This is a genomic window from Aurantiacibacter arachoides, from assembly GCF_009827335.1.
Taxonomy (GTDB): domain Bacteria; phylum Pseudomonadota; class Alphaproteobacteria; order Sphingomonadales; family Sphingomonadaceae; genus Alteraurantiacibacter; species Alteraurantiacibacter arachoides.
This window is the reverse complement of sequence record NZ_WTYH01000001.1, coordinates 2,340,141-2,363,965: the sequence shown is the minus strand read 5'-3', so window position 1 is coordinate 2,363,965 and position 23,825 is coordinate 2,340,141. Positions and strand designations below refer to the sequence as shown.

Here is a 23,825-nt window from a genome sequence, read left to right as displayed (position 1 = left end):
CGGCCATGAACCGCGCCATCCTGGTGCTTGCACTGGTCCTCGTCCCGCTGTCGCTGTTGTGGGTGCATCTGCTCATCCGCGGCGAATTCGACGAGGTGCGTAATCTGCGCTCCGCGGCCGAGAACACCATCGAGACGCGCGATGACCTGGCGCAGTTGCTGACCTTGCATCTCGATGCGGAAACGGGCGTGCGCGGTTACGTGCTGACCGGCGATGCCTCGTTCCTCCGGCCTTACGAGGATGCCGTGGAGCGCAGGGATGCGCTGTTCGCGGACCTTCGTGCGCGCTCCACGGCTGCGGATCGGACCGAACTGGATGGCCTAAAGGCGCTTTCCGATGCCAAGCTGGCCAACGCGCAGGTCAACATGGCCGACATGCGCGATGGCCGGGGTGACGTCGCCCGCGCGCGCATCGCCCAAGGGCAGGGCAAGGTGCTGATGGACCGGATCCGGCAGTCGATCGGGCTGCTCCAGGCAGCACAGACCGCGCAGTTGCGCCAGGTCAGCACGGCAGGGACGGGATCGCGCAACGATGTCGAGCGGCTGGTCACCATGCTGCTTGCGTGGGTTGCGGTGCTGCTGGCCTTTGTCACGCTGATCGTGGGCGCATCGATCCGCCAGCGTCGCCGTGCGCTGGAACGGGCGGAACATTTCGCCGAGCGCCAGCGGGCGATGTTCGATAGCGCGGTCGACGGAATGCTGTGGCTGGACGCAGAGGGCAGGGTGCTGCGGATGAACCCCAGCATAAGTCGCATGTTCGGCTACAGCGAAGCGGAGGTGGTGGGCCGGCACAATCTCATGCTCATGCGTCACGACTACTCGGTTGCCGACGCGCGCGGCTGGCTGGCCACGGTCGGCGATGCCGGGGCGGATGGCGCGGGGCGGCGGCAGGAATTCGTCGGCCAGCGTGCCGACGGCACCACGTTCGAAACCGAGGTCGCGATCAGCCGGGTTTCCAGCCATAACGAGGGCGAGCTGACGGGGCACCATTACATCGCCTCCATCCGCGACATTTCCCATCGCAAGCGGGCCGAGCGGTTGAAGACCGAGTTCGTCTCCACCGTCAGCCACGAATTGCGCACGCCGCTGACCTCGATCGGTGGTTCGCTGGGGCTGGTGATGGGCGGCGCGACCGGCCCGCTGGACGACAAGACGCGGCGGCTGATCGGGATCGCCCACGACAACTGCGATCGCCTGATTCGGCTCATCAACGATATCCTCGACATCGAGAAGATCGAATCGGGCAAGATGGAATTCGATATCCGCCGCATGCAGGTGGGGCCGCTGGTGCGCCGCACGATCGATGCGATGACGGGCTTTGCGCAAAAGCACGACGTCACCATCGCAGTCAGCTTTCCGCCGTGGCCGCTGTGTATCATGGGCGATCCCGACCGGCTCGAACAGCTGCTTACCAATCTCGTATCCAACGCCATCAAGCACTCGCCGGCTGGCGGGGTCGTGGAAATCGCCTGCAACCAGCAGGGCGGCACCGCCCGCATCGAGGTGCGCGACCGGGGCGCCGGCGTGCCGCTGGCCTTTCGGGAGCGCATTTTCGGCAAGTTCGCACAGGCGGATTCGTCCGACAGCCGCGCCAAGGGCGGCACGGGCCTTGGCCTGTCGATCGCGCGCGAGATCGCCAGCCGTCACAGCGGCACGATCGGGTTCGCGGACCGCGAGGGCGGCGGCACGGTGTTTCACGTCGATCTGCCGCTGGCCAAGGATCAGTCGATCGGTGTGGCGCCGGGCGATGCCGACCTGCCGCTGGTGCTGCATCTCGACGACGATGCCGATTGCCTGAGCGTGGTCGCCAGCGCCTTTGCCGGCAGCGCGCGGGTGGTGACCGCCACGACGCTGCGCGAGGCGCGCTACATCGCCATGCGGCAGAAGATTTCCGCCGCCATCATCGATATCGGGCTCGGCAGCGAAAGCGGCCTCTCGCTGCTTGACCAGATCCGCGCCAGTGACAAGACGCTGCCCATCGTGCTGTTCACCGCGATCGACGATGCGTCCCATATCGAGGAGGCCGACCGCCTGCTGGTCAAGAGCCGCGCCTCGATCGAGGAACTGGTGGCCGCCACCATGGCACTGATCGAGCGGCGCGAGCGGGAGGCTGCCTGATGCGCGTGTTATACGTCGATGACGAGCCCGATATTCGCGAGATCGCGGAGATGGCGCTGGGGCTCGACCCGCAATTCGAGGTGCGCACCGCCGGATCGGGCGCGGCGGCGCTGGCGCTGATGGACGGCTGGGTGCCCGACGTGGCCCTGCTCGACGTGATGATGCCGGGCATGGATGGCCCCGAACTGCTCACGCACATCCGCGCGGACGCTCGCTTCGCCGCGCTGCCGGTGGTCTTCGTCACCGCGCGGGCCCAGCGCAGCGAGTTGCAGAACTTTGCCACGATGGATGCGGTGGGCGTGATCGCCAAGCCGTTCGACCCGATGACGTTGGCGGACCGCGTGCGCGAGCTCGTCGCGTGACCGATGCCTTTGCCGCCAAGATGGCGGAGCTTTCGGCTCGCTTCGCAGCGCAGGCGGGCGAGCACCGTGCGCGCCTGGCTGCTTGCGCGTCCGACCGCGAGGCAATCGCGGCGCAGGCGCACAAGCTGGCGGGCGTGTCCGCCATGCTCGGCCACCCCCACGTGGGTGAGGCAGCGCTAGCGCTGGAGGACAAGGCGGAAAACGGGGAAGACTACACTGTCGAGCTGCGCGCCCTCGACGAATTGCTCGCCGCGCTCGCCGGCTGAACGCGCAGGTCGTCAGCTCGCTGAAAAGCCCTTGCGCACCATCGTGCCCCAGCTCTGCTGTTTGCGCACGAACTGCCACCAGCCCTGCAACCGCCAGATATTGGACAGCTGCCGGTAGCCGAAGTTCTCGACCACTGCGATGCCGGCCAGGACGGCCAGCTCGCGCGCCTTGGGGAAGCGGCGCAGCTGGATTTCCTCGAGCACCAGCGTTGCCATCGACAAGAAGATGCCGAGGGTAAAGGTGACCGTCAGGAACGCCAGCAGCCACGGCAGCGCCAGCAGGCCCAGCGCCCACAGCAGCGGGACGAGGATGTAACCCAGAACCTCAAGCAACGGGCCGAGCACGTCGACCAGCAGGATGTGGCCGAAGCCGATCATGCCGATGCGGCCGTAGCGCGGGTTGAACAGCATGCCCTTGTGCTTAACGAAACATTCGAGCGCGCCGCGCTGCCAGCGGGCGCGCTGGCGGCCGAGCACGGCCAGGCTGTCGGGGCATTCGGTCCAGCACACCGGCTCTGCGATGAAGTCGATGCGATAGTCCCGCTTCGCCTCGCGCATCAGCTTGTGCAGCTTGATGACGAGCTCCATGTCCTCGCCCACGGTGCCGTGGCTGTAGCCACCCACCTCGACCACTTGCCGCCGCCGGAACAGTCCGAACGCGCCCGAGATGACGGTGAGCGCCTGCATCTTGCTGAGGCCCACGCGGGCCATCAGGAAGGCGCGCAGATATTCCACGATCTGCACCAGCGCGAGGAAATTGCGCGGCAGGCGGATGTCGGTGATCCGGCCCGAATCCACCTTGCAGCCGTTGGCGATGCGTATCGTGCCGCCCGCCGCGATGGTCAGGTGCGGCTGATCGATGAAGGGGCGCACCACGCGCAGCAGAGCGTCGCTTTCCAGGATGGAATCGGCGTCGATGGCGCAGAACAGTGCGGTGCGGCTGCAGTTGATACCGGCGTTGAGGGCATCCGCCTTGCCGCCGTTTTCCTTGTCCACCACCAGCAGGCGCGGCAGGCGGGGGCTGGCGTAGAACCCGCGGATGGGGGCGTGGGCCACGCCGGTGTCGACGAAGCGGTCGACCTGCTCCAGTCCGAATTCGGCGATCATGCGCGCCAGCGTGCCGTCCTTCGATCCGTCGTTGATGACGATCACCTCGAAATCGGGATACTGCAACGCCAGCAGGCTGCGGGTGCTTTCCACGATGGAAAGCTCCTCGTTATAGGCCGGTGCCAGCACCGAGATGGCCGGGGCCTGCTCAGAATAGCGCCGCCACAACGTGGCGCTGCGCGGCACCGGCGGGCGGGTGCCAAGCGCGACACCGGCGTAGAGCAGCAGCACGAAATAGAACGTGACCTGCAACAGCCCCGTGACGATCACGACCGAGGCGATCGCCTCTGCCGACGCGACCATCCAGGCCTGCGGGTCTGAAAGCGCCAGCCAGGTCAAGCGGCACGCCCCTCGGACAGCATCTTGGTGGCGACATCGCGCGCGCCCTCGTCCTCGCCCCGGCTTACGTCACGCAGGGTGTTGATGCCGCGGGGGCCGAGGCGCAGCAGCGCCTCGCTGGCGCGGTAGCGCACCCAGTAGTGCGGATCGGCGAGCATTTCGCCCAGTCGCCCGGCGGCCTGCGCCAGACGGGACTTGCCCGCCGATTCCGCGGCGGAGGAGCGCACGGTCCAGTCGTCGCTCTGCAGCCCGTGGAGGATCGCTTCCGCCCCTGCCGGGTGGCCGGTGCGGCCAAGCGCGCGGTAGATGCGTGGTTGCAGTTCCGGCTCGTCTTCCGCGCTGCGCGCCATGTAGGCGAGCAAGGGCGCATATTCGCCGCCCAGATCGGCCAGCGCGTCCATGGCCGCGACCTTGGTTTCCGACGAAAGACCCTGTTCGAACAACAGCCCGGCGACCGCTTCGGAATTGGTCGTGGCCAGATCCTTCATCAGCGATACCAGCAGCAAGGAATGTTCCTCCTGCCCGACCTTGAGCTTGCGCACCACGGTCAGCGGATCGGGCGCCTCGCCGCGCTGCGCCAGCGCAAGGGCGGCGCCGAGACGAACGTCGGCGTTGCGATCGTCCAGAGCGCTGTGCGCCTCGTCGTGGCATTGATCGAACATGGCGATGGCTTCGGCCGCGGAAAGCCGCGTCTGCGCCGATCGGGCCCGCAGCCGCCGCATCAGCAGGCCGGGCACCCCCAATGCGGTCGCGCGCGCCAGCAGCGCCTCGCGTTCGGATCCGCGGGTCATCTCCGCCAGTTCGACGGTGAGGTTGCAGGCAACCCGCAGGTCCAGCCCCTGCAATTGCGTAAGAAGGGCAGGATCGCCGTCGAGCATCCGGGGCAACAGTGCCCGCCTGGCCGCTTCCTCGCGGGTGCCGAACCGTGCGGTGACGCTGCGCGCGCCGATCAGCACGAGCAGCGCGATCGCGGTAATCATGCACAGGGCCAGCGATACCAGCCACAGGTTGGTGAGCGTGGTCAAAACGCCAGCTTCACGCCGAGGCGCGCCTCGGTGCGATCGGCGCCCGTCGCGCGCCATTCGCGCGACAGGCTGCCGAGCAGCGAAACGGTGGCAGACAGGGGGACCTCCCCTCCGCCGTAGAGGCTGGTCGTGTCGCGCACCTCGCCAAGGTCGGTCTCCGGTCCGGATGCGACACCGACAAAGGCGCGCGTGCGATCGGCAGGAAGCCAGTCGGCCCGCACAGAGCCGCCGACCAACGCGTCACCGTCGACGAAAACCGCGCGCCCGAACACGCCGAGCGCATAGCGTCCGCCGCCGAAATACTGCGTGAACCCGGGACGAAGCGAGACCACGTCCTGCGCGGGAAAGCGCTGCCACGAGACATCGAGCGTCGCCACGCTGGACGGCGCCAGGCGATAGTCGAGTCCGGCGGCAAGGCCGATCTCGGGGCGAAAATCGGCAGAGGGCGTGGCCGATGCGCCCGCGCGCAACCACAGGTTCTCGCCCGCCTTGTGGGTATATAGCGCGCCCAGTTCCACGTCCTCGGCGCCGAAGCGATCGAACCAGCGCACCTGGCCCTCGAGTGTGCCCAAAAGGCCGACCGGCGCACCGATCACGGCGCCCAGTTCGTGCCAGTCGCGTTGGCCAGAGCCAAGATCACTCAACGCCCCTTCGACAAGGGCGAAGCCGCGCCGCGTTTCCTGCCTGTCGGCACGACGCGCGGCGATCAGCGCGATCCCCTCGCTTGCATCGGTGTAGCCGGGCGCAATGGCCAGCGCCGCGGCAAAGGCCTGTTCGGCCTCGGCAAGCTGCCCGAGGGTCAGCAGGGCATATCCGTATTGTACCAGCGCGTCGGTATCGCCGGGATGGGCATCCAGCCAGCGTTCCAGCAGCGCGGCAGCCGCTGCGGGATCGGTGCGCCGCAATTCCACCGCCTGTTCGTAATCGTTCGCCTGCGCGATCGCCGCGCCGGGCAGGGCAAGGGCGGCGCTGCACGCCAGCAGGAGAATCGCGCGCATCATCCTGCCTTCAGCAGCCGGGCGAGGCGGGCCATCAGTTCTTCGGGCATGAAGGGTTTGACGAGGTAATCGTTGGCGCCCAGCTCCAGCGCGCCGACGATATCGCTCTCGCCGCGCCGCGCGGTCAGCATGATCACGGGCGTGGCGGCGTGTTCCGGTGAGGCGCGCATCCGTCGCAGCACCTCGAACCCGTCGTGCACCGGCATCATGGCGTCGAGCACCACGGCATCGGGCGCGCTGTCTTCCAGCCGGGCGAGCGCCTCCCGCCCGTCGGCGGCGGTCACCGGCCGGTAGTCGCGCTGCGCCAGGCGAAATTCGAGCAACTCGCGCATGAGCGGTTCATCGTCGGCGACAAGAATGGTGTGCATGTATCGATCCGGCTCAGCGTCGAGGTAACCGGGGGTAGACCGAAGATGGTTAACGGGGCGTAAATCCCCGCAGTCAGTTCGGTGGCGCGCTGGCGCACGATGCTTCGCCCGGAACGAAGAGGGTTTCTTGCGCATAGCTGTCAGAGCCGATAGGCACCATAAGAAGTTTCACCTGCAACGGATTTTTGCCCCATGCGACAGATCGACCATCTCATCCCCGGCCATGGCGGCAGCGACTTTTCCGGGCGCACCCACAGGATCTGGAACCCGTCCACGGGGGAGGTGCAGGCGGAGGTCGCGTTGGGCGATGCGGCGGTGCTGCAAGCCGCGGTCGCAAACGCGAAAAAGGTGCAGCCCGAATGGGCCGCCACCAATCCCCAGCGCCGCGCCCGCGTGATGTTCGAATTCAAGCGGCTGGTCGAGAACGAGAAGCAGGCGCTGGCCGAACTGCTGGCGAGCGAGCACGGCAAGGTGGTGGACGACGCGCACGGCGACGTGCAGCGCGGGCTTGAGGTGATCGAATATGCCTGCGGCATCCCGCAGTCGCTGAAGGGCGAATACACCCACGGCGCAGGGCCGGGGATCGACGTCTATTCCATGCGCCAGCCGCTCGGCATCGGCGCAGGCATCACCCCGTTCAACTTCCCCGCCATGATCCCGATGTGGATGTTCGGCATGGCGATCGCCGCGGGCAACGCCTTCCTCCTGAAACCCAGCGAGCGCGATCCCAGCGTTCCGATGCGGCTGGCCGAACTGTTCCTGGAGGCAGGCGCGCCCGAGGGGCTGCTGCAGGTCGTCCACGGCGACAAGGCGATGGTCGACGCGATCCTCGATCACCGTGACATCGCCGCGATCAGCTTCGTCGGCAGCAGCGACATCGCGCAATACATCTACGAACGCGGCGCGGCGAACGGCAAGCGGGTGCAGGCCTTCGGCGGGGCCAAGAACCACGGCATCGTGATGCCCGATGCCGATCTCGACATGGTGGTGAACGATCTTGCCGGGGCAGCCTTCGGTTCCGCCGGCGAACGCTGCATGGCGCTGCCCGTGGTGGTGCCGGTGGGCGAGGCTACCGCCGATGCCTTGCGCGAAAAGCTGATCCCCGCGATCAACGCCCTGCGCGTGGGTGTGTCCACCGACAAGGACGCGCATTACGGCCCTGTCGTGACGCCCGAGCACAAGGCCCGCATCGAAGGCTGGATCGATACGGCCGAGAAGGAGGGCGCCGAGGTCGTGATCGACGGGCGCGGATTCAGCCTGCAGGGGCACGAGAAGGGCTTCTTTGTCGGCCCGACCCTGCTCGACCGTGTCACCCCCGACATGGACAGCTACAAGGAAGAAATCTTCGGCCCCGTCCTGCAGATCGTGCGCGCCCGGGATTTCGAGGAAGCGGTGCGCCTGCCCAGCGAGCACCAGTACGGTAACGGCGTCGCCATCTTCACCCGCAACGGCCACGCCGCGCGCGAATTCGCCGCGCGGGTGAACGTGGGCATGGTCGGCATCAACGTGCCGATCCCGGTGCCTGTCAGCTATCACAGCTTTGGCGGCTGGAAGCGTTCGGGCTTTGGCGATATCGACCAGTACGGCATGGAAGGGCTGCGGTTCTGGACCAAGGCCAAAAAGGTCACCCAGCGCTGGCCCGACGGGGGCGGCGATGGCAGCAACGCCTTCGTCATCCCGACGATGGGCTGATCCACCGCGAACACCTGACAGGAAAAGCCGATGTCCGCCAATATCGCCGAACTCGAACGCCGCCGCGCGGCTGCCCGCATGGGCGGCGGCCAGAAGCGCATCGACGCGCAGCACGCCAAGGGCAAACTGACCGCGCGCGAACGGCTCGAGGTGCTGCTCGACGAAGGCAGCTTCGAGGAACTGGATGCCTACGTCGAACACGACTGTGCCGATTTCGGCATGGCCGAGCAGAAAATCCCCGGCGACGGCGTGGTTACCGGCAGCGGCACGATCGACGGGCGGCTGGTTTATGTGTTCAGCCAGGACTTCACCGTGTTCGGCGGCTCGCTCAGCAAGCGCCACGCGGAAAAGATCCTCAAGGTCATGGACATGGCCCTGAAAGCCGGCGCGCCGGTGATCGGCCTCAACGATTCCGGCGGCGCGCGCATACAGGAGGGCGTGGCGTCGCTCGGCGGCTATGCCGAGGTGTTCCAGCAGAACGTGCTCGCCAGCGGCGTCATCCCGCAGCTCAGCCTTATCATGGGCCCCTGCGCGGGCGGAGCGGTCTATTCGCCGGCGATGACGGACTTCATCTTCATGGTGAAGGATTCAAGCTACATGTTCGTGACCGGGCCCGAGGTGGTCAAGACCGTCACCAACGAGGTCGTGACGCAGGAGGAACTGGGCGGCGCGATCACGCATACGACCAAGACCAGCGTCGCCGACCTGGCGCTGGAGAACGATATCGAGGCGCTGCTCGCCGCGCGCGAGTTGATGGGTTTCCTGCCCTCGTCCAACCAGTCCGACCTTCCGGTGTTGCCCACAGAGGACCCGTGGGACCGCGTGGAGGACAGCCTCGACACCCTGATCCCCGCCAACGCCAACCAGCCCTACGACATGCACGAGCTGATCCGGAAGGTGGTGGACGAGGGCACCTTCTTCGAAATCCAGCCCGCCTATGGCGCGAATATCATCACCGGCTTCGGCCGCGTGGAGGGGCGGCCCGTGGGCTTCGTCGCCAACCAGCCGATGGTGCTGGCCGGCGTGCTCGACATCAACGCCAGCCGCAAGGCGGCGCGCTTCGTGCGCTTCTGCGATGCGTTCTCCATCCCCATCGTCACTTTCGTGGACGTCCCCGGCTTCCTTCCCGGCACGGCGCAGGAACTGGGCGGCATCATCAAGCACGGCGCCAAACTGCTGTTCGCCTATGCCGAGGCAACAGTGCCCAAGATCACCGTCATCACCCGCAAGGCCTACGGCGGCGCGTATGACGTGATGGCATCCAAGCACCTGCGCGGCGACCTCAACTACGCCTGGCCCACCGCCGAGATCGCGGTGATGGGGGCAAAGGGCGCGGTGGAGATCATCTTCCGCCAGGATCGCGACGATCCGGACAAGATCGCCGAGAAGACGAAGGAATACGAAGACCGCTTCGCGAACCCGTTCGTGGCGGCCTCACGCGGCTATATCGACGAGGTGATCTACCCGCACTCGACGCGGCGACGGATTGCGCTGGGGCTGCGGAAGCTGGCGAACAAGAGCCTAGAGAACCCGTGGAAGAAGCATGATAATCTGCCGCTCTAGAAGCCTCGGATGACCGCGATCATGCCTCTCATCTACACTATCGGTTACCAGGAGACGACACACCCCGCGATGCTGGCGGCGCTGTGCGAAGCGCAAGTAGAAGTTTTGGCCGACGTGCGGGCCCTACCATTATCGCGCAAACCGGGTTTTTCGAAGACTGCCCTTGCTGGTGCGGTGGAGGAGATCGGTATCGAATACCGTCACTTCCGCCATGTCGGCACCCCGCCCGATGGACGCGAGGCGGCCAGGAAAGGCGACCGTGACACGCTGCGCCGTATCTATGCGGGTCAGCTGGAGCTACCGGAAGCAATGGCGCAGATGGCGGAGTTGCGCGCTCTGGCACTGGAGAAACGCACTTGTCTGCTGTGCTATTGCCGCGAGGCCGAGAAGTGTCACCGTTCGCTGCTCATCGCCGATTTGCTCGCAGATTTCTCGAGCGTGGACCTGTTGCCTGATGTCCTGAGCGAGGCGAAGGCTGGGTCGCTGAAAAGGGAAAAGAGAGAAGCAGAATGAAACTCGGCCGCCTAAACCACATCGGCGTCGCGACGCGTTCCATCGCGGACAGCGTTGCCTATTACCGCGAGACGATGGGTGCAGAGCAAGTGACCCAGCCGTTCGACCTGCCCGCGCAAGGGGTAAAGGTGTGCTTCGTCGATACGCCCGACGCGGTTGGCGAGGTCGGCAAGGGCACGCAGATCGAGTTGATCGAGCCTTTGGGCGAAGATTCGCCGATCCGCGGCTTCCTCGCGAAGAACCCCGCCGGGGGTCAGCACCATGTCTGCTACGAGGTCACCGACATTGCCGAGGCGCGCGCGTGGTTCGAGGGGCTGGGCAAGCGCATCCTCGGCCCCACCCGCGTGGGCGCGCACGGGACGCCGATCTTCTTCCTGCACCCCAAGGACATGATGGGCCAGTTGACCGAGATCATGGAGACGCCGCGTGAGCACTAAGTCCGACTGGCACACCCGCGCCGCGAAGGAAGTGAAGGGACGCGACCTCACCTGGCAGACGCCGGAAGGCATTGCCGTGCAGCCGCTCTACACCGCCGCCGATGCGCCTGCCGAACCCGCCATGCCCGGCTTCGAGCCGTTCACCCGAGGCCCCTACGCCTCGATGTACACCGGCCGCCCGTGGACGATCCGCCAGTACGCGGGTTTCTCCACCGCCGAGGAATCCAACGCCTTTTATCGCCGCAACCTGGCGGGCGGGCAGAAGGGGCTGAGCGTCGCCTTCGATCTTGCCACCCATCGCGGCTACGACAGCGACCACCCGCGCGTGGTGGGCGATGTCGGCAAGGCGGGCGTCGCCATCGACACGGTGCGCGACATGGAGATCCTGTTCGACCAGATCCCGCTGGGCGAGATGTCCGTCTCGATGACGATGAACGGCGCGGTGATCCCGGTGATGGCGTTCTACATCGTCGCCGCCGAGCGTGCCGGCGTGAGCCAGGACCAGCTCAGCGGCACGATCCAGAACGACATCCTCAAGGAGTTCATGGTCCGCAACACCTACATCTATCCGCCCGAGCCATCGATGCGGATCGTGTCGGACATCATCGCCTACACCTCGGCGCATATGCCGAAGTTCAACTCGATCTCGATCAGCGGCTATCACATGCACGAGGCCGGGGCGACGGCGGTGCAGGAACTGGCTTTTACCATCGCCGACGGCAAGGAATACGCCCGGCGCGCCATCGCCACCGGGCTCGACATCGATGCCTTTGCCCCGCGCCTCAGCTTTTTCTGGGGCATCGGCATGAACTTCTTCATGGAGATCGCCAAGATGCGCGCCGCGCGCACGCTGTGGCACGAGGTGATGACCGAGCTGGGCGCGCAGAACCCCAAGTCCAAGATGCTGCGCACCCATTGCCAGACTTCTGGCGTCTCGTTGCAGGAGCAAGACCCCTACAACAACGTCGTGCGCACCACGCTGGAGGCGCTGTCCGCCGTGCTCGGCGGCACGCAGTCGCTGCACACCAATGCGCTGGACGAGGCCATCGCGCTGCCCACCGATTTCTCCGCCCGCATTGCGAGGAACACGCAGCTGATCCTGCAGGAGGAGACCGGCATCACCAACGTCGCCGATCCGCTGGGCGGCAGCTACTATATCGAGGCGCTGACCGCCGAGATTGCCGACAAGGCCCGCGATTTGCTGGCAGAGGTAGAGGCGGCGGGCGGCATGACCCGCTACGTCGCCAGCGGCGCGCCCAAGGCCGCCATCGAGAGCGCGGCGGCCGCCAAGCAGGCAAGCGTCGACCGGGGCGAGACGGTGATCGTGGGCGTCAACAAGTATCGCCTGTCCGAAGAAGCCGCGATCGACACGCTCGACATCGACAACCACGCCGTGCGCGCCAGCCAGGTCGCGCGGCTGGAGGCGGTGCGGGCGGGGCGCGACGAGGCGGCTTGTCGGGCGGCGCTGGATGCTCTGCGCGAAGGCGCTCGGAATGCCCCCGCCCCTTCAGGGGAGGGGGTTGGGGGAGGGGGACCTCGGAACGCCGCCGATCCGCGTTCCCCCCTCCCAACCCTCCCCCCTGAAGGGGAGAGGGCTAACCTCCTTGCCCTCGCCATCGAGGCCGCGCGCCACGATGCGACCTTGGGCGAAATCTCCGCCGCGATGGAGGACGTGTTCGGACGCTACGACACCGTGCCGACCCCGGTGAAGGGCGTCTACGCCGCTGCCTACGCGGGCGATGCGCGTTTCGCGCAGGTGGTGGAAGGCGTGCATGCCGTCGCCCGGCGCCTGGGCCACGCGCCGCGCATTCTCGTCGCCAAGATGGGTCAGGACGGCCACGATCGCGGTGCCAACGTCATCGCATCCGCCTTTGCCGACATGGGCTTTGCGGTCCTATCCGGCCCGCTGTTCCAGACGCCCGAGGAAACCGCCAGGATGGCGCTCGACAACGAAGTCGATGCCGTCGGTGCCAGCTCACTCGCGGCGGGCCACAAGACGCTGATCCCCGAACTGATCGGTCACCTGCGCGATGCAGGCCGCGCCGATATCAAGGTGGTTGCCGGGGGTGTCATCCCGGCGCAGGACTATGACTTCCTCCAGAAGGCCGGCGTTCAGGGCATCTACGGCCCCGGCACCAATGTCGTCGAAGCGGCGGCGGACCTGCTACGCCTGCTCGGGCACAATATGCCGCCCGCGGGCGAAGAGTTGGAGGCGGCGGAGTGATTGAATATCTCGTCATGATATCTGGATGGGCGATCGCTTTCCTAGTTTCTCTTATCTGGTTCGCGTCTCGTGGACGCCTCGTTTTAGGCGGTGTGGGTCTGTTCGTTTTGTCATTGGTACCGATGGTGTTCGGTCGAGCAACTACCGAACCGCAGTGGCACGACCATGTTTTAATGAGCGCGTTTTATCTTCCGTCAATGCTAGGGATGTTTGTCGCATTATTGCTAACGATAGCTGGCATTGTTTTAGTATTATGGCGGACAATTAAGTCTCGGACGAAGGCAAACTAATGTTCTCCAAAATCCTCATCGCCAATCGCGGCGAGATCGCGTGCCGGGTCATCAAGACCGCGCAGCGCATGGGTATCGCCACGGTGGCGGTCTATTCCGATGCCGATGCGCGCGCGCCCTTCGTGCAGATGGCCGACGAAGCCGTGCATATCGGACCCTCGCCCGCGTCGGATAGCTACCTTATCGCCGACAAGATCATCGCCGCCTGCAAGCAGACCGGCGCGGAGGCCGTGCATCCGGGCTATGGCTTCCTGTCCGAGCGCGCCAGCTTCGTGGAGGCGCTGGAGGCGCAAGGCATCGCCTTCATCGGGCCGCCCGCCAACGCCATCGCGGCGATGGGCGACAAGATCGAGTCCAAGAAACTCGCCAAGGCGGCCGGCGTCAACACCGTGCCCGGGTCCGAGGATGCCATCGACACCACCGAGGAGGCGCTGACCGTCTCCAACCAGATCGGCTATCCGGTGATGATGAAGGCCAGCGCGGGCGGCGGGGGCAAGGGGATGCGTCTCGCCTGGAACGACCAGGACGTGCGCGACGGGTTCGAGGCGACCAAGCGCGAAGGGCTGAACTCCTTCGGCGACGACCGCGTGTTCATCGAGAAGTTCATCGAGGACCCCCGCCACATCGAGATCCAGGTGCTGGGCGACAAGCACGGCACCGTGCTCTACCTCAACGAGCGCGAATGCAGCATCCAGCGCCGCCACCAGAAGGTGGTGGAGGAAGCGCCCAGCCCCTTCGTCACCCCCGAAATGCGCCGCAAGATGGGCGAACAGGCGGTCGCGCTCAGCAAGGCGGTCGGCTATCATTCGGCGGGCACGGTCGAACTGATCGTCAGCGGCGCGGATCCGACGGGCGAGAGCTTCTATTTCCTCGAGATGAACACCCGCCTGCAGGTGGAACATCCCGTCACCGAGGCGATAACCGGCATCGACCTCGTCGAACAGATGATCCGCGTGGCGGCGGGCGAGGCCTTGCCGTGGACGCAGGACCAGATCGGCATCGACGGCTGGGCCATCGAGAACCGCATCTACGCCGAGGACCCCTATCGCGGCTTCCTGCCCAGCACCGGCCGGCTGGTGCGCCTGCGGTTTCCCGAGGCATCGCACTTTGCACCCCCCGCTCGTCCAGGCTCAGCACGGGCGGATGATGGGTATATCCGCATCGATTCAGGCGTGCAGGAAGGCGGCGAAGTCTCGATCTTCTACGACCCGATGATTGCCAAGCTCGTCACTTGGGCGCCCACGCGCGAGGCGGCGGCGGACCTGCAGGTGGCGGCGCTCGACGCGGTGGAACTGGAGGGGCTCGGCCACAATGTCGATTTCCTGTCCGCCCTGATGCAGCACCCGCGCTTTCGCAGCGGCGACATCACCACCGGCTTCATTGCCGAGGAATATCCCGACGGGTTCGCGGGCGCGGCAGTCAGCGGGGAAACCACGCGCGTGCTGGCAGCGGTCGCGGGGGTAATCGCCACCGCCGATGCCGACCGCGCACGGCGCATTTCCGGACAGCTGGGCGAGCCGCAGCTGCCGCCGGGCGACTGGACCGTGCGCCTGGGCACCGCGGATCACGCGGTTTCGCTGGGCGAGGACGGGATCAGCGTGGACGGCGAACCTGTCGCGCTCGCGTTCGACTACACGCCGGGCGATCGGATGGTGCAGGTCGCGCTTTACGACAGCGACGAGGAAGACAGCGAAGCGGTCGCCCGCTACGGCATCCGCCTTGCGCCCACGCGCACCGGCTATCGCATGACCACGCACGGCCGCACCCACGATGTACGCGTCCTGCAACCGCGCCATGCGGACCTCGCACGTCACATGATCGACAAGGTGCCGCCCGATACCTCCAAACTGCTGCTCTGCCCCATGCCCGGCTTGCTGGTGAAGCTGCACGTGGCCGAGGGCGAAGCGGTGGAGGCGGGCCAGCCGCTCGCCACGGTAGAGGCGATGAAGATGGAGAACATCCTGCGCGCCGAAAAGAGTGGCACCGTCGCCACCATCAACGCCGCCGAGGGTGAGACGCTGGTGGTGGACGCGGTGATCCTGGAACTCGAATAGGAAACTGACGATGGCTTACGAAACGATCCTGGTGGAGCAGCGCGATGCGGTGACGCTCATCACGCTCAACCGACCGGAAGCGCTGAACGCGCTCAATACCAAGGTGCTGGCCGAACTGACCGAGGCGCTTGCCGCGTTCGAGGCCGACGCCAGCCAGGGTTGTGCCGTGGTGACGGGCTCTGGCGACAAGGCCTTTGCCGCGGGCGCCGACATCAAGGAGATGGTCGACAAGTCCGCCGCCGAGATGTTCAACGAGGACTTCTTCGCGGGCTGGAACCGCATGGTCGCCGCGACCCGCAAGCCGTGGATCGCCGCGGTCAACGGCTTTGCGCTGGGCGGCGGGTGCGAGGTCGCCATGATGGCGGACTTCATCATCGCGTCGGAAAACGCCAAGTTCGGCCAGCCCGAGATCAAGCTGGGCGTCGCGCCCGGCATGGGCGGCAGCCAGCGCCTCACCCGCGCCGTTGGCAAGGCCAAGGCCATGGACCTGGTGCTGACGGGCCGCATGATGGACGCAGCGGAAGCCGAGCGAGCGGGCCTCGTCGCTCGCGTTGTGCCGCACGACCAGCTGCTGGACGAGGCGCTGAAGGCGGCCGCCGCAATCGCTGGCATGGCACCGATGGCGGTCAAGGTGAACAAGGAACTGGTCGACGCGGCCTATGAGACCACGCTGAGCCAGGGGATGCTGCACGAACGGCGGCTGTTCCAGATTCTCGCTGCCACCGAGGACAAGGCGGAGGGCATGACGGCCTTTGTCGAGAAGCGTGCCGCCAGCTGGAAGGGCCGCTAGCTTTCCAGATAACCGCGCAGGCCGGAAAGGTCGTAGCCGGCCTCTTCGGCGCGGGTCATGCGTTCGTCCACCGACAGCCCGCCCGGGTTCGCCAGCGTGTCCATGGTCATCGAGCGGGTGCCGCTGCGGCAGTAGGCAAGCACCGGGCCTGACGCCTCGCGCCGCACCCGGGCGAATTGTGCCAGCGCCTCGGGCGGAAACATCCCGCCAGCCACCGGCACATGGTGAAACGCAAGCCCCGCCGCCTCGGCCGCGGCGCGCAGGTCCGACAACGGCGGCTGGCCCGGCTCCTCGCCATCGGGACGATTGCACATGATGTCGGTGTAACCGGCGTCGGCAATCGCCTGCATGTCGCTCGCCGCGACCTGCGCAGCCACCGCGAAATTCTCGTCCACCCGGCGAATGTCCATCAGTCGTCTCCTTTGCCCGCCAGCATAGCGAGCAACGCGAACGACGCCAGCCAGTGCGAGCCCATGTAGTCGCCGTCCACCGCGGGCAGCGAGGCGGCCATGTGGCGCGCCGCAAGATCGCCGCCGAGGCCCATTTCGCGCCAGCACCATGCCCGCGTGAAGTTCACCCCGTCGAGATGCGCGGCCTTGCCGTCGCTGGCATCGGTGACGCGGGCAGGCACGAACAGCGCGGCGGGCTCGCCCTCGTGCAGGCGTGGCAGAAAGGCGCGCAGCCACACGGCGAAGTCGGCGGGCGGCAGGGCGCGGCGCATCAGGGCTGCCTCCACCAGCGCGGGCGAGAGGAAGGCATCGCCCGCCACCGCCTCGCGCGTGTCGCGATCCTCGCCGTAGAAACGCCGTGCCGCCGCGCGCAACAGGGAGGCGAGTTCGGCGTCGAAGCTGTCCGCCCAGTCGAGCGACAGGCGCATGGCAAAGGCGGTGTTGGGGTGCGTCGGCGTGCGAATCGGGTGGGCAAGCGTGGCGAGATAATCGCGCCAGCCCATGGCGAAATGGCGCGCCAGCGGCGCGATGTGTGCGGCCCAGCCTTGGCCCTCGTGCCGGCTCGCCTCGAGGTGGAGGGTGAGCAGCCAGGCCCAGCCGTAGGGCCGCTCGAACCCGCGCGATTGGGGGCGCTGCGCGTAGGCCAGTTCGGCGGCGAGATTGTCTGCGGTCAGCACCTTGTCCGCCAGCGCCGCGATATCGGGGCCCTCGGGCAGGGCGGGGTGCAGCCGCGCCAGTGTCAGCAGGGTCCACCACGAATGCACGCAGCTGTGCCAGTCGAAGCTGCCGTAAAAGGCCGGGTGCAGCGCGCGCGGTGTCAGGGCGTCACCCGGCCCGGCCATCACGTGGTCGAGCTTGTTGGGATATTCCTGCGTCACATGGCCCAGCGCGGTGCGGGCGAAGCGGGAGGCGGTTGCGGCGTCGATCATGGCGCATCGCCATAGCTGCCGCCGCCCGGCGTGCGAATGACGATGACGTCGCCCGGCCCGACATCGGCCGCACCCGTCGCGCCCAGATGGGTGACGCGCCCGTCGGCGTGCTCGACAAGGGTTTCGCCCGGCGCGGCGTCGGCGCCGCCCGCCAGCCCGCGCGGCGCGACCGTCCGGCGGTTGGCAAGCATCTGTGCCCGCATCGGTTCGCAAAAGGCGATGCGCCGCTCCACCCCGTCGCCGCCGCGATGCGCGCCGATGCCGCCCGATCCGGTGCGGATGGCAAAGCTCTCCACCCTGACGGGCAGCCGCGTCTCCAGCACCTCGGGATCGGTCAGGCGGCTGTTGGTCATGTGGGTCTGCACCGCGCTTGCCCCGTCGAACGTCGGCCCAGCGCCCGCGCCGCCGCAGATCGTCTCGTAATACTGGTGGCGCGCGTTGCCGAAGGTGAGGTTGTTCATCGTGCCCTGCGAGGGCGCGAGCGCTCCGCAGGCGGCCAGCACGCAGTCGGTGACGACCTGGCTCGTTTCCACGTTGCCGGCCACGACGGCGGCGGGCGGGCGGGGGTTGAGCATGGAGCCCTCAGGAACAACCAGCTCGACAGGGCGCAGGCAGCCGTCGTTCAGCGGCACGTCGTCGGCGACGAGGCAGCGCAGCGCATAGAGCACGGCGGCCCGGGTGATGGCGGCCGGCGCGTTGAAGTTGCCCGGCAACTGCGGGCTGGTGCCGGCGAACTCGAAGCGGGCGGAGCGCGCCTTCCGGTCGATGGCAATGGCGAGCGAGACCTGCGCGCCATTGTCCATCGCGTAGGTGAAGCGGCCTTCGGGCAGCGTTTCCAGCAAGGTCCGGACCGCCGCCTCGCCGTTGTCCATCACGTGGCCCATGTAGGCGGCGAGGACCGCGCCCGAGTGCTCCGCCGCCGCCTGCGCCAGCAGGTCCGCCCCGCGCGCGCAGGCGGCGAGCTGGGCCTTGAGGTCGGCGATGTTGCGGTCGGGATTGCGCGCCGGGTTCGCTCCGCTGGCCAGCAGCGCACGCAGGTCCGCCTCGCAGAACCGTCCTTCGTCGACGAGCAGCGCGTCGTCGATGCGCACGCCCTCCTCGTCGATGGAGCGGCTGTCGGGCGGCATGGAGCCCGGGGCGATCCCGCCGACGTCGGCGTGGTGCCCGCGCGCCGCCACCCAGGCGTGCGGAGCGTCACCATCGCACTGGAACACGGGCACGATCACGGTGATGTCGGGCAGGTGGGTGCCGCCGTGATAGGGATCGTTCAGGGCATAGGCATCGCCGCGCCGGATACCGCGAGGGCTGGCTGCGCGGTTGGCGATGACATGGCGCACGCTTGCCGACATGGAGCCCAGGTGGACCGGGATGTGCGGCGCGTTGGCGATCAGCGCGCCGTCCGCATCGAATACCGCGCAGGAAAAATCCAGCCGTTCCTTGATGTTGACCGAGCTCGCCGTGGCTTCCAGCACAACGCCCATCTCCTCGGCGATGGCCATGAACAGGTTGTTGAACACGGCAAGGCGCAGGGGGTCGACACTGGTGTCACCCGCCAGTGGGCGCGCTCGCGGTGTGTCGCGGCATACCACGTAGCTGCCGCACGCGCGCTGGTCGGCACGCCAGCCGTCCTCCACCACCAGGGTGGAGCCATTGCCCGGAAGTGTCGCCGGCCCCGCAATACCCTGTGGGAGAAGCGGCGCGGTGCTCCTCGTGGCGCGATTGCCCGAGATACCGCCGACGTGGCCCTGCGCCTCCACGCTGATCGCCTCCAGCACCACCGTCGCGCTGTCGTCCGACCAGCCGAAGCGGCGACGATGCCGGGCGCGGAACTCCGCTTCGGCGCAATCGCCCAGCGGCAGATCCAGCGCGGTGTCGCTACCGGCAAAGCGCAGGCGCAGGCGCGGGGTGATGACGATGCGGTCGGGCGCTATGCCCTGCGCCAGCAGCGCCTCGCGCGCCTGTGACCGGACCCGATCCAGCGCCGGCTGGTAGTTCTCGGCCAGCGGCTTCACCACGCCGACTTCACGGATCGCGACCACCGGGGCAAGGCCGATGCCATAGGCGCTCAGCACTCCGGCGAGCGGATGGACAAGCACTGTCTCGATGCCCAGTTCGTCCGCCACCCGGCAGGCGAGCTGGCCGCCCGCGCCGCCGAAGCAGGCAAGTGCGTGGGTGGCGACATCGTGGCCGCGCGCGGTGCTGATCTTGCGGATGGCATTGGCCATCTCGTCCACGGCAAGGGCGAGGAAGGCTTCGGCCAGCGTGGCTTCGTCCATCGGTTCGCGCAACGATGCGGCAACCCCGGCAAGCCGCTCGCGCGAGGCTTCGGGATCGAGAGGAAGATCGCCAGCCGGGCCGAACACCTGCGGGAACCGTGCCGGGTCGATGCGGCCCAGCACGAGGTTGCAGTCGGTCACCGTCAATGGTCCGCCCTTGCGGTAGCAGGCAGGGCCGGGGTCCGCGCCCGCGCTTTGCGGCCCCACCCGCAGACGCAGGCCGTCGAAGCGGCAGATCGAGCCGCCGCCCGCCGCCACGGTTTCCACCTGCATCATCGGCGCGGCGATGCGCACGCCTGCCACGGTGCTGTCGCCCGTGCGTTCGTATTCGCCGGCGTAGTGACAGACATCGGTGCTGGTGCCGCCCATGTCGAACCCGATCAGCCGTTCGAAGCCGAGCGCCCGCGCGGTCAGGGCCATGCCCACCACCCCGCCCGCCGGTCCGGAAAGCACCGCGTCCTTGCCGCGAAAGGCGCGCGCATCCGCCAGCCCGCCGCTCGACTGCATGAAGCGCAAGGTGCCATGATCGGGCAGGCGGGCTGCCAACTGTTCCACATAGGCGCGGATGACGGGCGAGAGGTAGGCGTCGGCCACGCTGGTGTCGCCGCGCGGGACGAGGCGGATCAGCGGCGAAACGTCATGGCTGGCGCTGACCTGCGTGAAGCCAAGCTCTTGCGCGAGCCGGATCAGCCGCACCTCGTGGTCGGTAAAGGTCCAGCCGTGCAGCAGGACGATCGCCAATGCCTCGATACCCTTGTCGCGCATGGCGGCGAGGTCGCGGCGGGCTGCCGCTTCGTCGAGCGGGCGCAGCACTGTGCCGTCCGCGCTCACCCGCTCGTCGATCTCCACCACGTGCCGCTCCAGCCGTTCGGGCCTGCGGATCTGGAGGGCGAATATGTCGGGGCGCGCCTGGTTGCCGATCAGCAGGGCATCGCGATGCCCGCGGGTGATCGCCAGCGCCACCGCTGCCCCCTGCCGTTCCAGCAGCGCATTGGTGGCGATCGTGGTGCCGATGCGCACTTCGGCGATGGGTGCATCGCCGTGGTCCGCCATGATCCGCCGCACGCCTTCGCTCGCCGCATCGGCGTAGCGGCCCGGATCGCTCGAAAGCAGCTTGGCGGTCACCAGGGCCCCGCCCGGAACCTCTGCCACGACGTCCGTAAAAGTGCCGCCGCGATCGATGGCGAAGCGGTAGGTGCCGGTCATGCGAGGGGTCTGCCCGCCGGCATTGGCGGTTGCAAGTGCGCCCGAGCGCGGGATCGTGCTTGCCGCCTTCCGCATACCGCGTGCCCCACTTGCAATAAGCCGCTGATTTCGTATCAATTGCGCAAAGACGGGCGCAAGAAGGGACGAGGGGTAGATGGACGAGGAACTGGGTCGCTACCCTTTGACGGGGCGATTCCTGATGGGCCGCCTGCGCGACGCACTGAGCGAGGACGAAAAGGGCATCGTCGAATCGCTGATCGGCGAGGTCGTCGAATACGATCACGATGCCACGATCCTCTCGCGCGGGGAACTGTCCGATCGGTCTACCATGCTGATCGACGGGTTCGTGCTGCGCACCATCAGCGAAGGTGACAAGCGTTTCGTCGTGGGCGTGCAGGTGCCCGGCGATTTCGTCGACCTCCATGCCTTTGCGCTCAAGCGGCTGGATCACGACCTGGTCACGCTGGGGCCAGTGCGTGTGGGCTTTGTCTCGCACGATCGCCTGCGCCGGCTGATGGAGGAGAATGCGCACCTCACCCGGCTGTTGTGGTTTTCCACACTGCTCGATGCCGCGATCCATCGCGAATGGATCATGAAGCTGGAACAGCTGCGCGCATCCAAGCGCGTGGCGCACGTGTTCTGCGAAATCTGGCAACGGCTCGATTTCGTCGGCCTGGGGCGCAAGGGGATCATCGATACCCCGCTCATCCAGCAGACCCTTGCTGACATGTGCGGGACCACCGCGATCCACATGAACCGCGCGCTGGGGCAATTGCGCCGGGACGGGCTGGCGGATTTTCGCCGCGGGTCGATCCGCGTGCCCGATCGCCAGGCGCTGGAACGGTTTGCCACGTTCGATCCGGCTTACCTGTATGGCGAGGGGATTCTCGGGGTGAAGGGCGAACTCAGCCTGAGCTGATATTTTCACCGTGGCAGGCGTTGTCTTCCTGCCACGATTGGCAGAGAGACGGGCGATGGCCGAAGGCGGATTTGCAAGCACGAGAAAGCGCCCCGACTGGAAGCTCGTCGCCCTGATCGGCGTGGCGCACCTGGTCGGCCTCTATGGCCTTGCACTGCTGCTTGCGCCCGAATTCACCGCCCGGATGGTGGACGAAGCCACGTCGATGGTGACGGTAACCGTGCGCACCTACGAAGAACCCGAGCCGAAGGTCGAGCCCAGCCAGGCCCCGTCGCAGCCGGACGAGGGCGCTGCAGCTCCCGAAGGGCGGGAGGCGACGCCGCGCGAAGTCGTTGCCCCGCCGCAGCCGCTCCCCCGCCCGAGCCCGGCACCGCGCGCGTCCTCCACCGGCAGCGCGAACACCTCCGGCGCGCGTCAGGAAGGCGAAGGCACCGGCGCGGGGGGCGAAGGCGAGGGGACCGGTAGCCGGGATAGCGGTTCGGGTGCGGGAGGATCTGGAACGGGCGGATCGGGCACTGGCGGCGCGGTGGCGGTCGGGCCGTCGGTGCGCTCGGGCGAATTGAACGAATCGCGGGACTTTCCGGTGCCCGAAGGCGGCCGACGGGCGCGGTTCGGCAAGTCGGTGACGGTGCAATTCACCGTCGGCGTCGATGGCCGCGCGCGCGGATGCAGCGTCGCCGACACGCAGGTCGATGCCGCCACCACCGCGCTCGTCTGCCCGCTGGTGATGGAACGCATCCGCTTCAATCCCGCGACCACCGCCGATGGCACCCCGGTCGAGACCCGCTACGGCTATCGCGTGGATTTTCGCGGGCGCTGATTTTGCCCTTGTATCGATAACGAAGAGGCACGAACTCAATACCATGAGCACCATCCATCCCGTTATCATGTGCGGCGGCAGCGGCACGCGCCTGTGGCCGCGCAGCCGCAAGACCATGCCCAAGCCCTTCCTGCCATTGGTAGGAGAAACGACGCTGTTCGAGGAGACGCTGGCGCGCTGCGACGATGCGGCGCTGTTCGCCGCCCCGATCGTGGTCACCGGCACCGCGCATCTGGCGCATGTGGAGGCGCAGGTCGGCGGGCGCGAGGCGCTCGTCGTGGTCGAACCCGAGGCCAAGAACACCGCCCCCGCCATCGCGCTTGCCGCGGCGTTGCTGCCGCCAGAAGCCATCATCCTGGTCTGCCCCAGCGATCATCACATTGCCGATGTGCCCTCCTTCCGCGCCGCTGCCCGCGCGGCCGCCGCGCTGGCCGAGGAGGATTACATGGTCGCCTTCGGTATCACGCCCACGCATCCCGAAACCGGCTTCGGCTATATCAAGAGCGGCGATCCGCTGGGCCACGGCCATGCGGTGGACCGCTTCGTCGAGAAGCCCGATCTGGAACGCGCACAGGGTTTCCTCGCCGAGGGCGGCTATTCGTGGAACGGCGGCATCTTCGCCTTTCGCGCGGGGGCCTTCCTGGCAGAGCTGGCACAGCACCGGCCCGCGATGGCCGCCGCGGTGCGCGAGGCTGTGGACAAGGGTCGCCGGGATGGCGCGCGCTTCCACCCTGCCGCCGAGCCCTTCGCCCGGATCGAGGGGGACTCGGTCGATTACGCCGTGATGGAAGCCACCAGCCGGGCGGCCATGGTGCCGGTCGCCATGGGCTGGTCCGACATCGGTGGCTGGTCCGCGCTGCGCGATGCCCGCAGCGGCGACCATCATGGCAATCGGGTGCGCGGAAACGCCGAACTGGTCGATTGCCGCAACGTGCTGGTCGAAACCGATGGTCCGCGCGTTTCGGCCATCGGATTGCACGACGTGGCCATCGTGGTCGACGGCGACGAAGTGCTGGTCACGACGATGGACGGCGCTCAACTGGTCGGCAAACTCTCCGGCGCCGCCAGGCAATAGCCATCG

General features: G+C 67.4%; 20 protein-coding genes. 13 read left to right on the top strand and 7 right to left on the bottom strand.

All coding sequences use genetic code 11. The annotated features are described in order from the left end of the window. Positions 1 to 5: 5 nt before the first annotated feature. From GRI62_RS11495 to GRI62_RS11485, 3 genes are read left to right on the top strand one after another with little or no spacing between them, the layout of a single operon-like run. A complete protein-coding gene (locus tag GRI62_RS11495; protein WP_131453469.1) occupies positions 6 to 2,117 on the top strand; it encodes an ATP-binding protein in 2,112 nt (703 codons plus the stop codon). After that, on the top strand, positions 2,117 to 2,479 hold the full coding sequence (locus GRI62_RS11490) for a response regulator (protein ID WP_131453468.1): 363 nt from the start codon (positions 2,117 to 2,119) through the stop codon (positions 2,477 to 2,479). The genes GRI62_RS11495 and GRI62_RS11490 overlap by 1 nt, the downstream gene beginning before the upstream one ends. Continuing rightward, the gene (locus tag GRI62_RS11485; protein ID WP_131453467.1) at positions 2,476 to 2,745 is read left to right on the top strand and encodes an Hpt domain-containing protein; all 270 of its coding nucleotides are present in this window, start codon (positions 2,476 to 2,478) and stop codon (positions 2,743 to 2,745) included. Before GRI62_RS11490 ends, GRI62_RS11485 begins: the two co-directional genes overlap by 4 nt. Before the next feature lie 12 nt (positions 2,746 to 2,757). On the opposite strand, the gene GRI62_RS11480 is transcribed toward GRI62_RS11485, so the two are convergent. From GRI62_RS11480 to GRI62_RS11465, 4 genes are read right to left on the bottom strand one after another with little or no spacing between them, the layout of a single operon-like run. Continuing rightward, positions 2,758 to 4,191, bottom strand: a complete 1,434-nt coding sequence (locus GRI62_RS11480; RefSeq protein WP_199799932.1) for a glycosyltransferase family 2 protein — start codon at positions 4,189 to 4,191, stop codon at positions 2,758 to 2,760. Further along, entirely contained in the window at positions 4,188 to 5,216 is a 1,029-nt protein-coding gene (locus GRI62_RS11475; RefSeq protein ID WP_160731872.1) for a HEAT repeat domain-containing protein, read from the bottom strand. The genes GRI62_RS11480 and GRI62_RS11475 overlap by 4 nt, the downstream gene beginning before the upstream one ends. After that, on the bottom strand, positions 5,213 to 6,214 hold the full coding sequence (locus tag GRI62_RS11470) for a YaiO family outer membrane beta-barrel protein (RefSeq protein ID WP_160731871.1): 1,002 nt from the start codon (positions 6,212 to 6,214) through the stop codon (positions 5,213 to 5,215). Before GRI62_RS11470 ends, GRI62_RS11475 begins: the two co-directional genes overlap by 4 nt. Next, on the bottom strand, positions 6,214 to 6,582 hold the full coding sequence (locus GRI62_RS11465; protein WP_131453464.1) for a response regulator transcription factor: 369 nt from the start codon (positions 6,580 to 6,582) through the stop codon (positions 6,214 to 6,216). The genes GRI62_RS11470 and GRI62_RS11465 overlap by 1 nt, the downstream gene beginning before the upstream one ends. A gap of 192 nt (positions 6,583 to 6,774) precedes the next feature. Between GRI62_RS11465 and GRI62_RS11460 the strand changes: the two genes are divergently transcribed. The 7 genes from GRI62_RS11460 to GRI62_RS11430 all read left to right on the top strand — a co-directional run bounded on the left by GRI62_RS11460 (position 6,775) and on the right by GRI62_RS11430 (position 16,145). Next, positions 6,775 to 8,274 carry a CoA-acylating methylmalonate-semialdehyde dehydrogenase gene (locus tag GRI62_RS11460; RefSeq protein ID WP_131453463.1) on the top strand — a complete coding sequence of 500 codons (1,500 nt, stop codon included), beginning with the start codon at positions 6,775 to 6,777 and terminating at the stop codon, positions 8,272 to 8,274. Positions 8,275 to 8,304: 30 nt separating this feature from the next. Then, a complete protein-coding gene (locus GRI62_RS11455; protein ID WP_131453462.1) occupies positions 8,305 to 9,837 on the top strand; it encodes an acyl-CoA carboxylase subunit beta in 1,533 nt (510 codons plus the stop codon). 9 nt (positions 9,838 to 9,846) lie between these two features. After that, positions 9,847 to 10,350 (top strand): DUF488 domain-containing protein, encoded by a 504-nt coding sequence (locus GRI62_RS11450; RefSeq protein WP_131453461.1) that lies wholly within the window; start codon positions 9,847 to 9,849, stop codon positions 10,348 to 10,350. Then, positions 10,347 to 10,787 (top strand): methylmalonyl-CoA epimerase, encoded by a 441-nt coding sequence (mce, locus tag GRI62_RS11445; RefSeq protein ID WP_131453460.1) that lies wholly within the window; start codon positions 10,347 to 10,349, stop codon positions 10,785 to 10,787. Before GRI62_RS11450 ends, mce begins: the two co-directional genes overlap by 4 nt. Continuing rightward, positions 10,777 to 13,011 (top strand): methylmalonyl-CoA mutase, encoded by a 2,235-nt coding sequence (scpA, locus tag GRI62_RS11440; protein ID WP_131453459.1) that lies wholly within the window; start codon positions 10,777 to 10,779, stop codon positions 13,009 to 13,011. The genes mce and scpA overlap by 11 nt, the downstream gene beginning before the upstream one ends. A 289-nt stretch (positions 13,012 to 13,300) precedes the next feature. Beyond that, positions 13,301 to 15,355, top strand: a complete 2,055-nt coding sequence (locus GRI62_RS11435) for an acetyl-CoA carboxylase biotin carboxylase subunit (RefSeq protein WP_131453458.1) — start codon at positions 13,301 to 13,303, stop codon at positions 15,353 to 15,355. A 10-nt stretch (positions 15,356 to 15,365) separates the two neighbouring features. Continuing rightward, entirely contained in the window at positions 15,366 to 16,145 is a 780-nt protein-coding gene (locus GRI62_RS11430; protein WP_131453457.1) for an enoyl-CoA hydratase-related protein, read from the top strand. On the opposite strand, the gene GRI62_RS11425 is transcribed toward GRI62_RS11430, so the two are convergent. Genes GRI62_RS11425 through GRI62_RS11415 form a run of 3 tightly spaced genes read right to left on the bottom strand, consistent with a single transcriptional unit; the run spans position 16,142 to position 21,005 of the window. Then, positions 16,142 to 16,555 (bottom strand): protein tyrosine phosphatase family protein, encoded by a 414-nt coding sequence (locus tag GRI62_RS11425; protein WP_131453456.1) that lies wholly within the window; start codon positions 16,553 to 16,555, stop codon positions 16,142 to 16,144. The two genes, GRI62_RS11430 and GRI62_RS11425, sit on opposite strands and share 4 nt — an antisense overlap. Beyond that, entirely contained in the window at positions 16,555 to 17,523 is a 969-nt protein-coding gene (locus tag GRI62_RS11420) for a DUF2891 domain-containing protein (protein WP_131453455.1), read from the bottom strand. Before GRI62_RS11420 ends, GRI62_RS11425 begins: the two co-directional genes overlap by 1 nt. Then, positions 17,520 to 21,005, bottom strand: coding sequence for a hydantoinase B/oxoprolinase family protein (locus tag GRI62_RS11415; RefSeq protein ID WP_131453895.1), 3,486 nt, complete (start codon positions 21,003 to 21,005; stop codon positions 17,520 to 17,522). The genes GRI62_RS11420 and GRI62_RS11415 overlap by 4 nt, the downstream gene beginning before the upstream one ends. Before the next feature lie 154 nt (positions 21,006 to 21,159). Here GRI62_RS11415 and GRI62_RS11410 point away from each other — a divergent pair, with 154 nt between their 5' ends. From GRI62_RS11410 to GRI62_RS11400, 3 genes are read left to right on the top strand one after another with little or no spacing between them, the layout of a single operon-like run. Next, positions 21,160 to 21,924: a Crp/Fnr family transcriptional regulator gene (locus GRI62_RS11410; RefSeq protein ID WP_131453454.1), complete on the top strand. Its 765-nt coding sequence runs from the start codon at positions 21,160 to 21,162 to the stop codon at positions 21,922 to 21,924. 55 nt (positions 21,925 to 21,979) lie between these two features. Next, positions 21,980 to 22,744, top strand: a complete 765-nt coding sequence (locus tag GRI62_RS11405; RefSeq protein ID WP_131453453.1) for a hypothetical protein — start codon at positions 21,980 to 21,982, stop codon at positions 22,742 to 22,744. A 43-nt stretch (positions 22,745 to 22,787) separates the two neighbouring features. Continuing rightward, positions 22,788 to 23,819, top strand: a complete 1,032-nt coding sequence (locus tag GRI62_RS11400; protein WP_131453452.1) for a mannose-1-phosphate guanylyltransferase — start codon at positions 22,788 to 22,790, stop codon at positions 23,817 to 23,819. Positions 23,820 to 23,825: the final 6 nt, after the last annotated feature.

Coding starts and splice junctions, on each gene's coding strand:
- GRI62_RS11405 (WP_131453453.1), top strand. CDS start 21,980: ATGGCCGAAGGCGGATTTGCAAGCACGAGAAAGCGCCCCGACTGGAAG.
- GRI62_RS11450 (WP_131453461.1), top strand. CDS start 9,847: ATGACCGCGATCATGCCTCTCATCTACACTATCGGTTACCAGGAGACG.
- GRI62_RS11470 (WP_160731871.1), bottom strand. CDS start 6,214: ATGCGCGCGATTCTCCTGCTGGCGTGCAGCGCCGCCCTTGCCCTGCCC.
- GRI62_RS11465 (WP_131453464.1), bottom strand. CDS start 6,582: ATGCACACCATTCTTGTCGCCGACGATGAACCGCTCATGCGCGAGTTG.
- mce (WP_131453460.1), top strand. CDS start 10,347: ATGAAACTCGGCCGCCTAAACCACATCGGCGTCGCGACGCGTTCCATC.
- GRI62_RS11400 (WP_131453452.1), top strand. CDS start 22,788: ATGAGCACCATCCATCCCGTTATCATGTGCGGCGGCAGCGGCACGCGC.
- GRI62_RS11410 (WP_131453454.1), top strand. CDS start 21,160: ATGGACGAGGAACTGGGTCGCTACCCTTTGACGGGGCGATTCCTGATG.
- GRI62_RS11460 (WP_131453463.1), top strand. CDS start 6,775: ATGCGACAGATCGACCATCTCATCCCCGGCCATGGCGGCAGCGACTTT.
- GRI62_RS11415 (WP_131453895.1), bottom strand. CDS start 21,005: ATGACCGGCACCTACCGCTTCGCCATCGATCGCGGCGGCACTTTTACG.
- GRI62_RS11455 (WP_131453462.1), top strand. CDS start 8,305: ATGTCCGCCAATATCGCCGAACTCGAACGCCGCCGCGCGGCTGCCCGC.
- GRI62_RS11495 (WP_131453469.1), top strand. CDS start 6: ATGAACCGCGCCATCCTGGTGCTTGCACTGGTCCTCGTCCCGCTGTCG.
- GRI62_RS11435 (WP_131453458.1), top strand. CDS start 13,301: ATGTTCTCCAAAATCCTCATCGCCAATCGCGGCGAGATCGCGTGCCGG.
- GRI62_RS11430 (WP_131453457.1), top strand. CDS start 15,366: ATGGCTTACGAAACGATCCTGGTGGAGCAGCGCGATGCGGTGACGCTC.
- GRI62_RS11490 (WP_131453468.1), top strand. CDS start 2,117: ATGCGCGTGTTATACGTCGATGACGAGCCCGATATTCGCGAGATCGCG.
- GRI62_RS11420 (WP_131453455.1), bottom strand. CDS start 17,523: ATGATCGACGCCGCAACCGCCTCCCGCTTCGCCCGCACCGCGCTGGGC.
- GRI62_RS11425 (WP_131453456.1), bottom strand. CDS start 16,555: ATGGACATTCGCCGGGTGGACGAGAATTTCGCGGTGGCTGCGCAGGTC.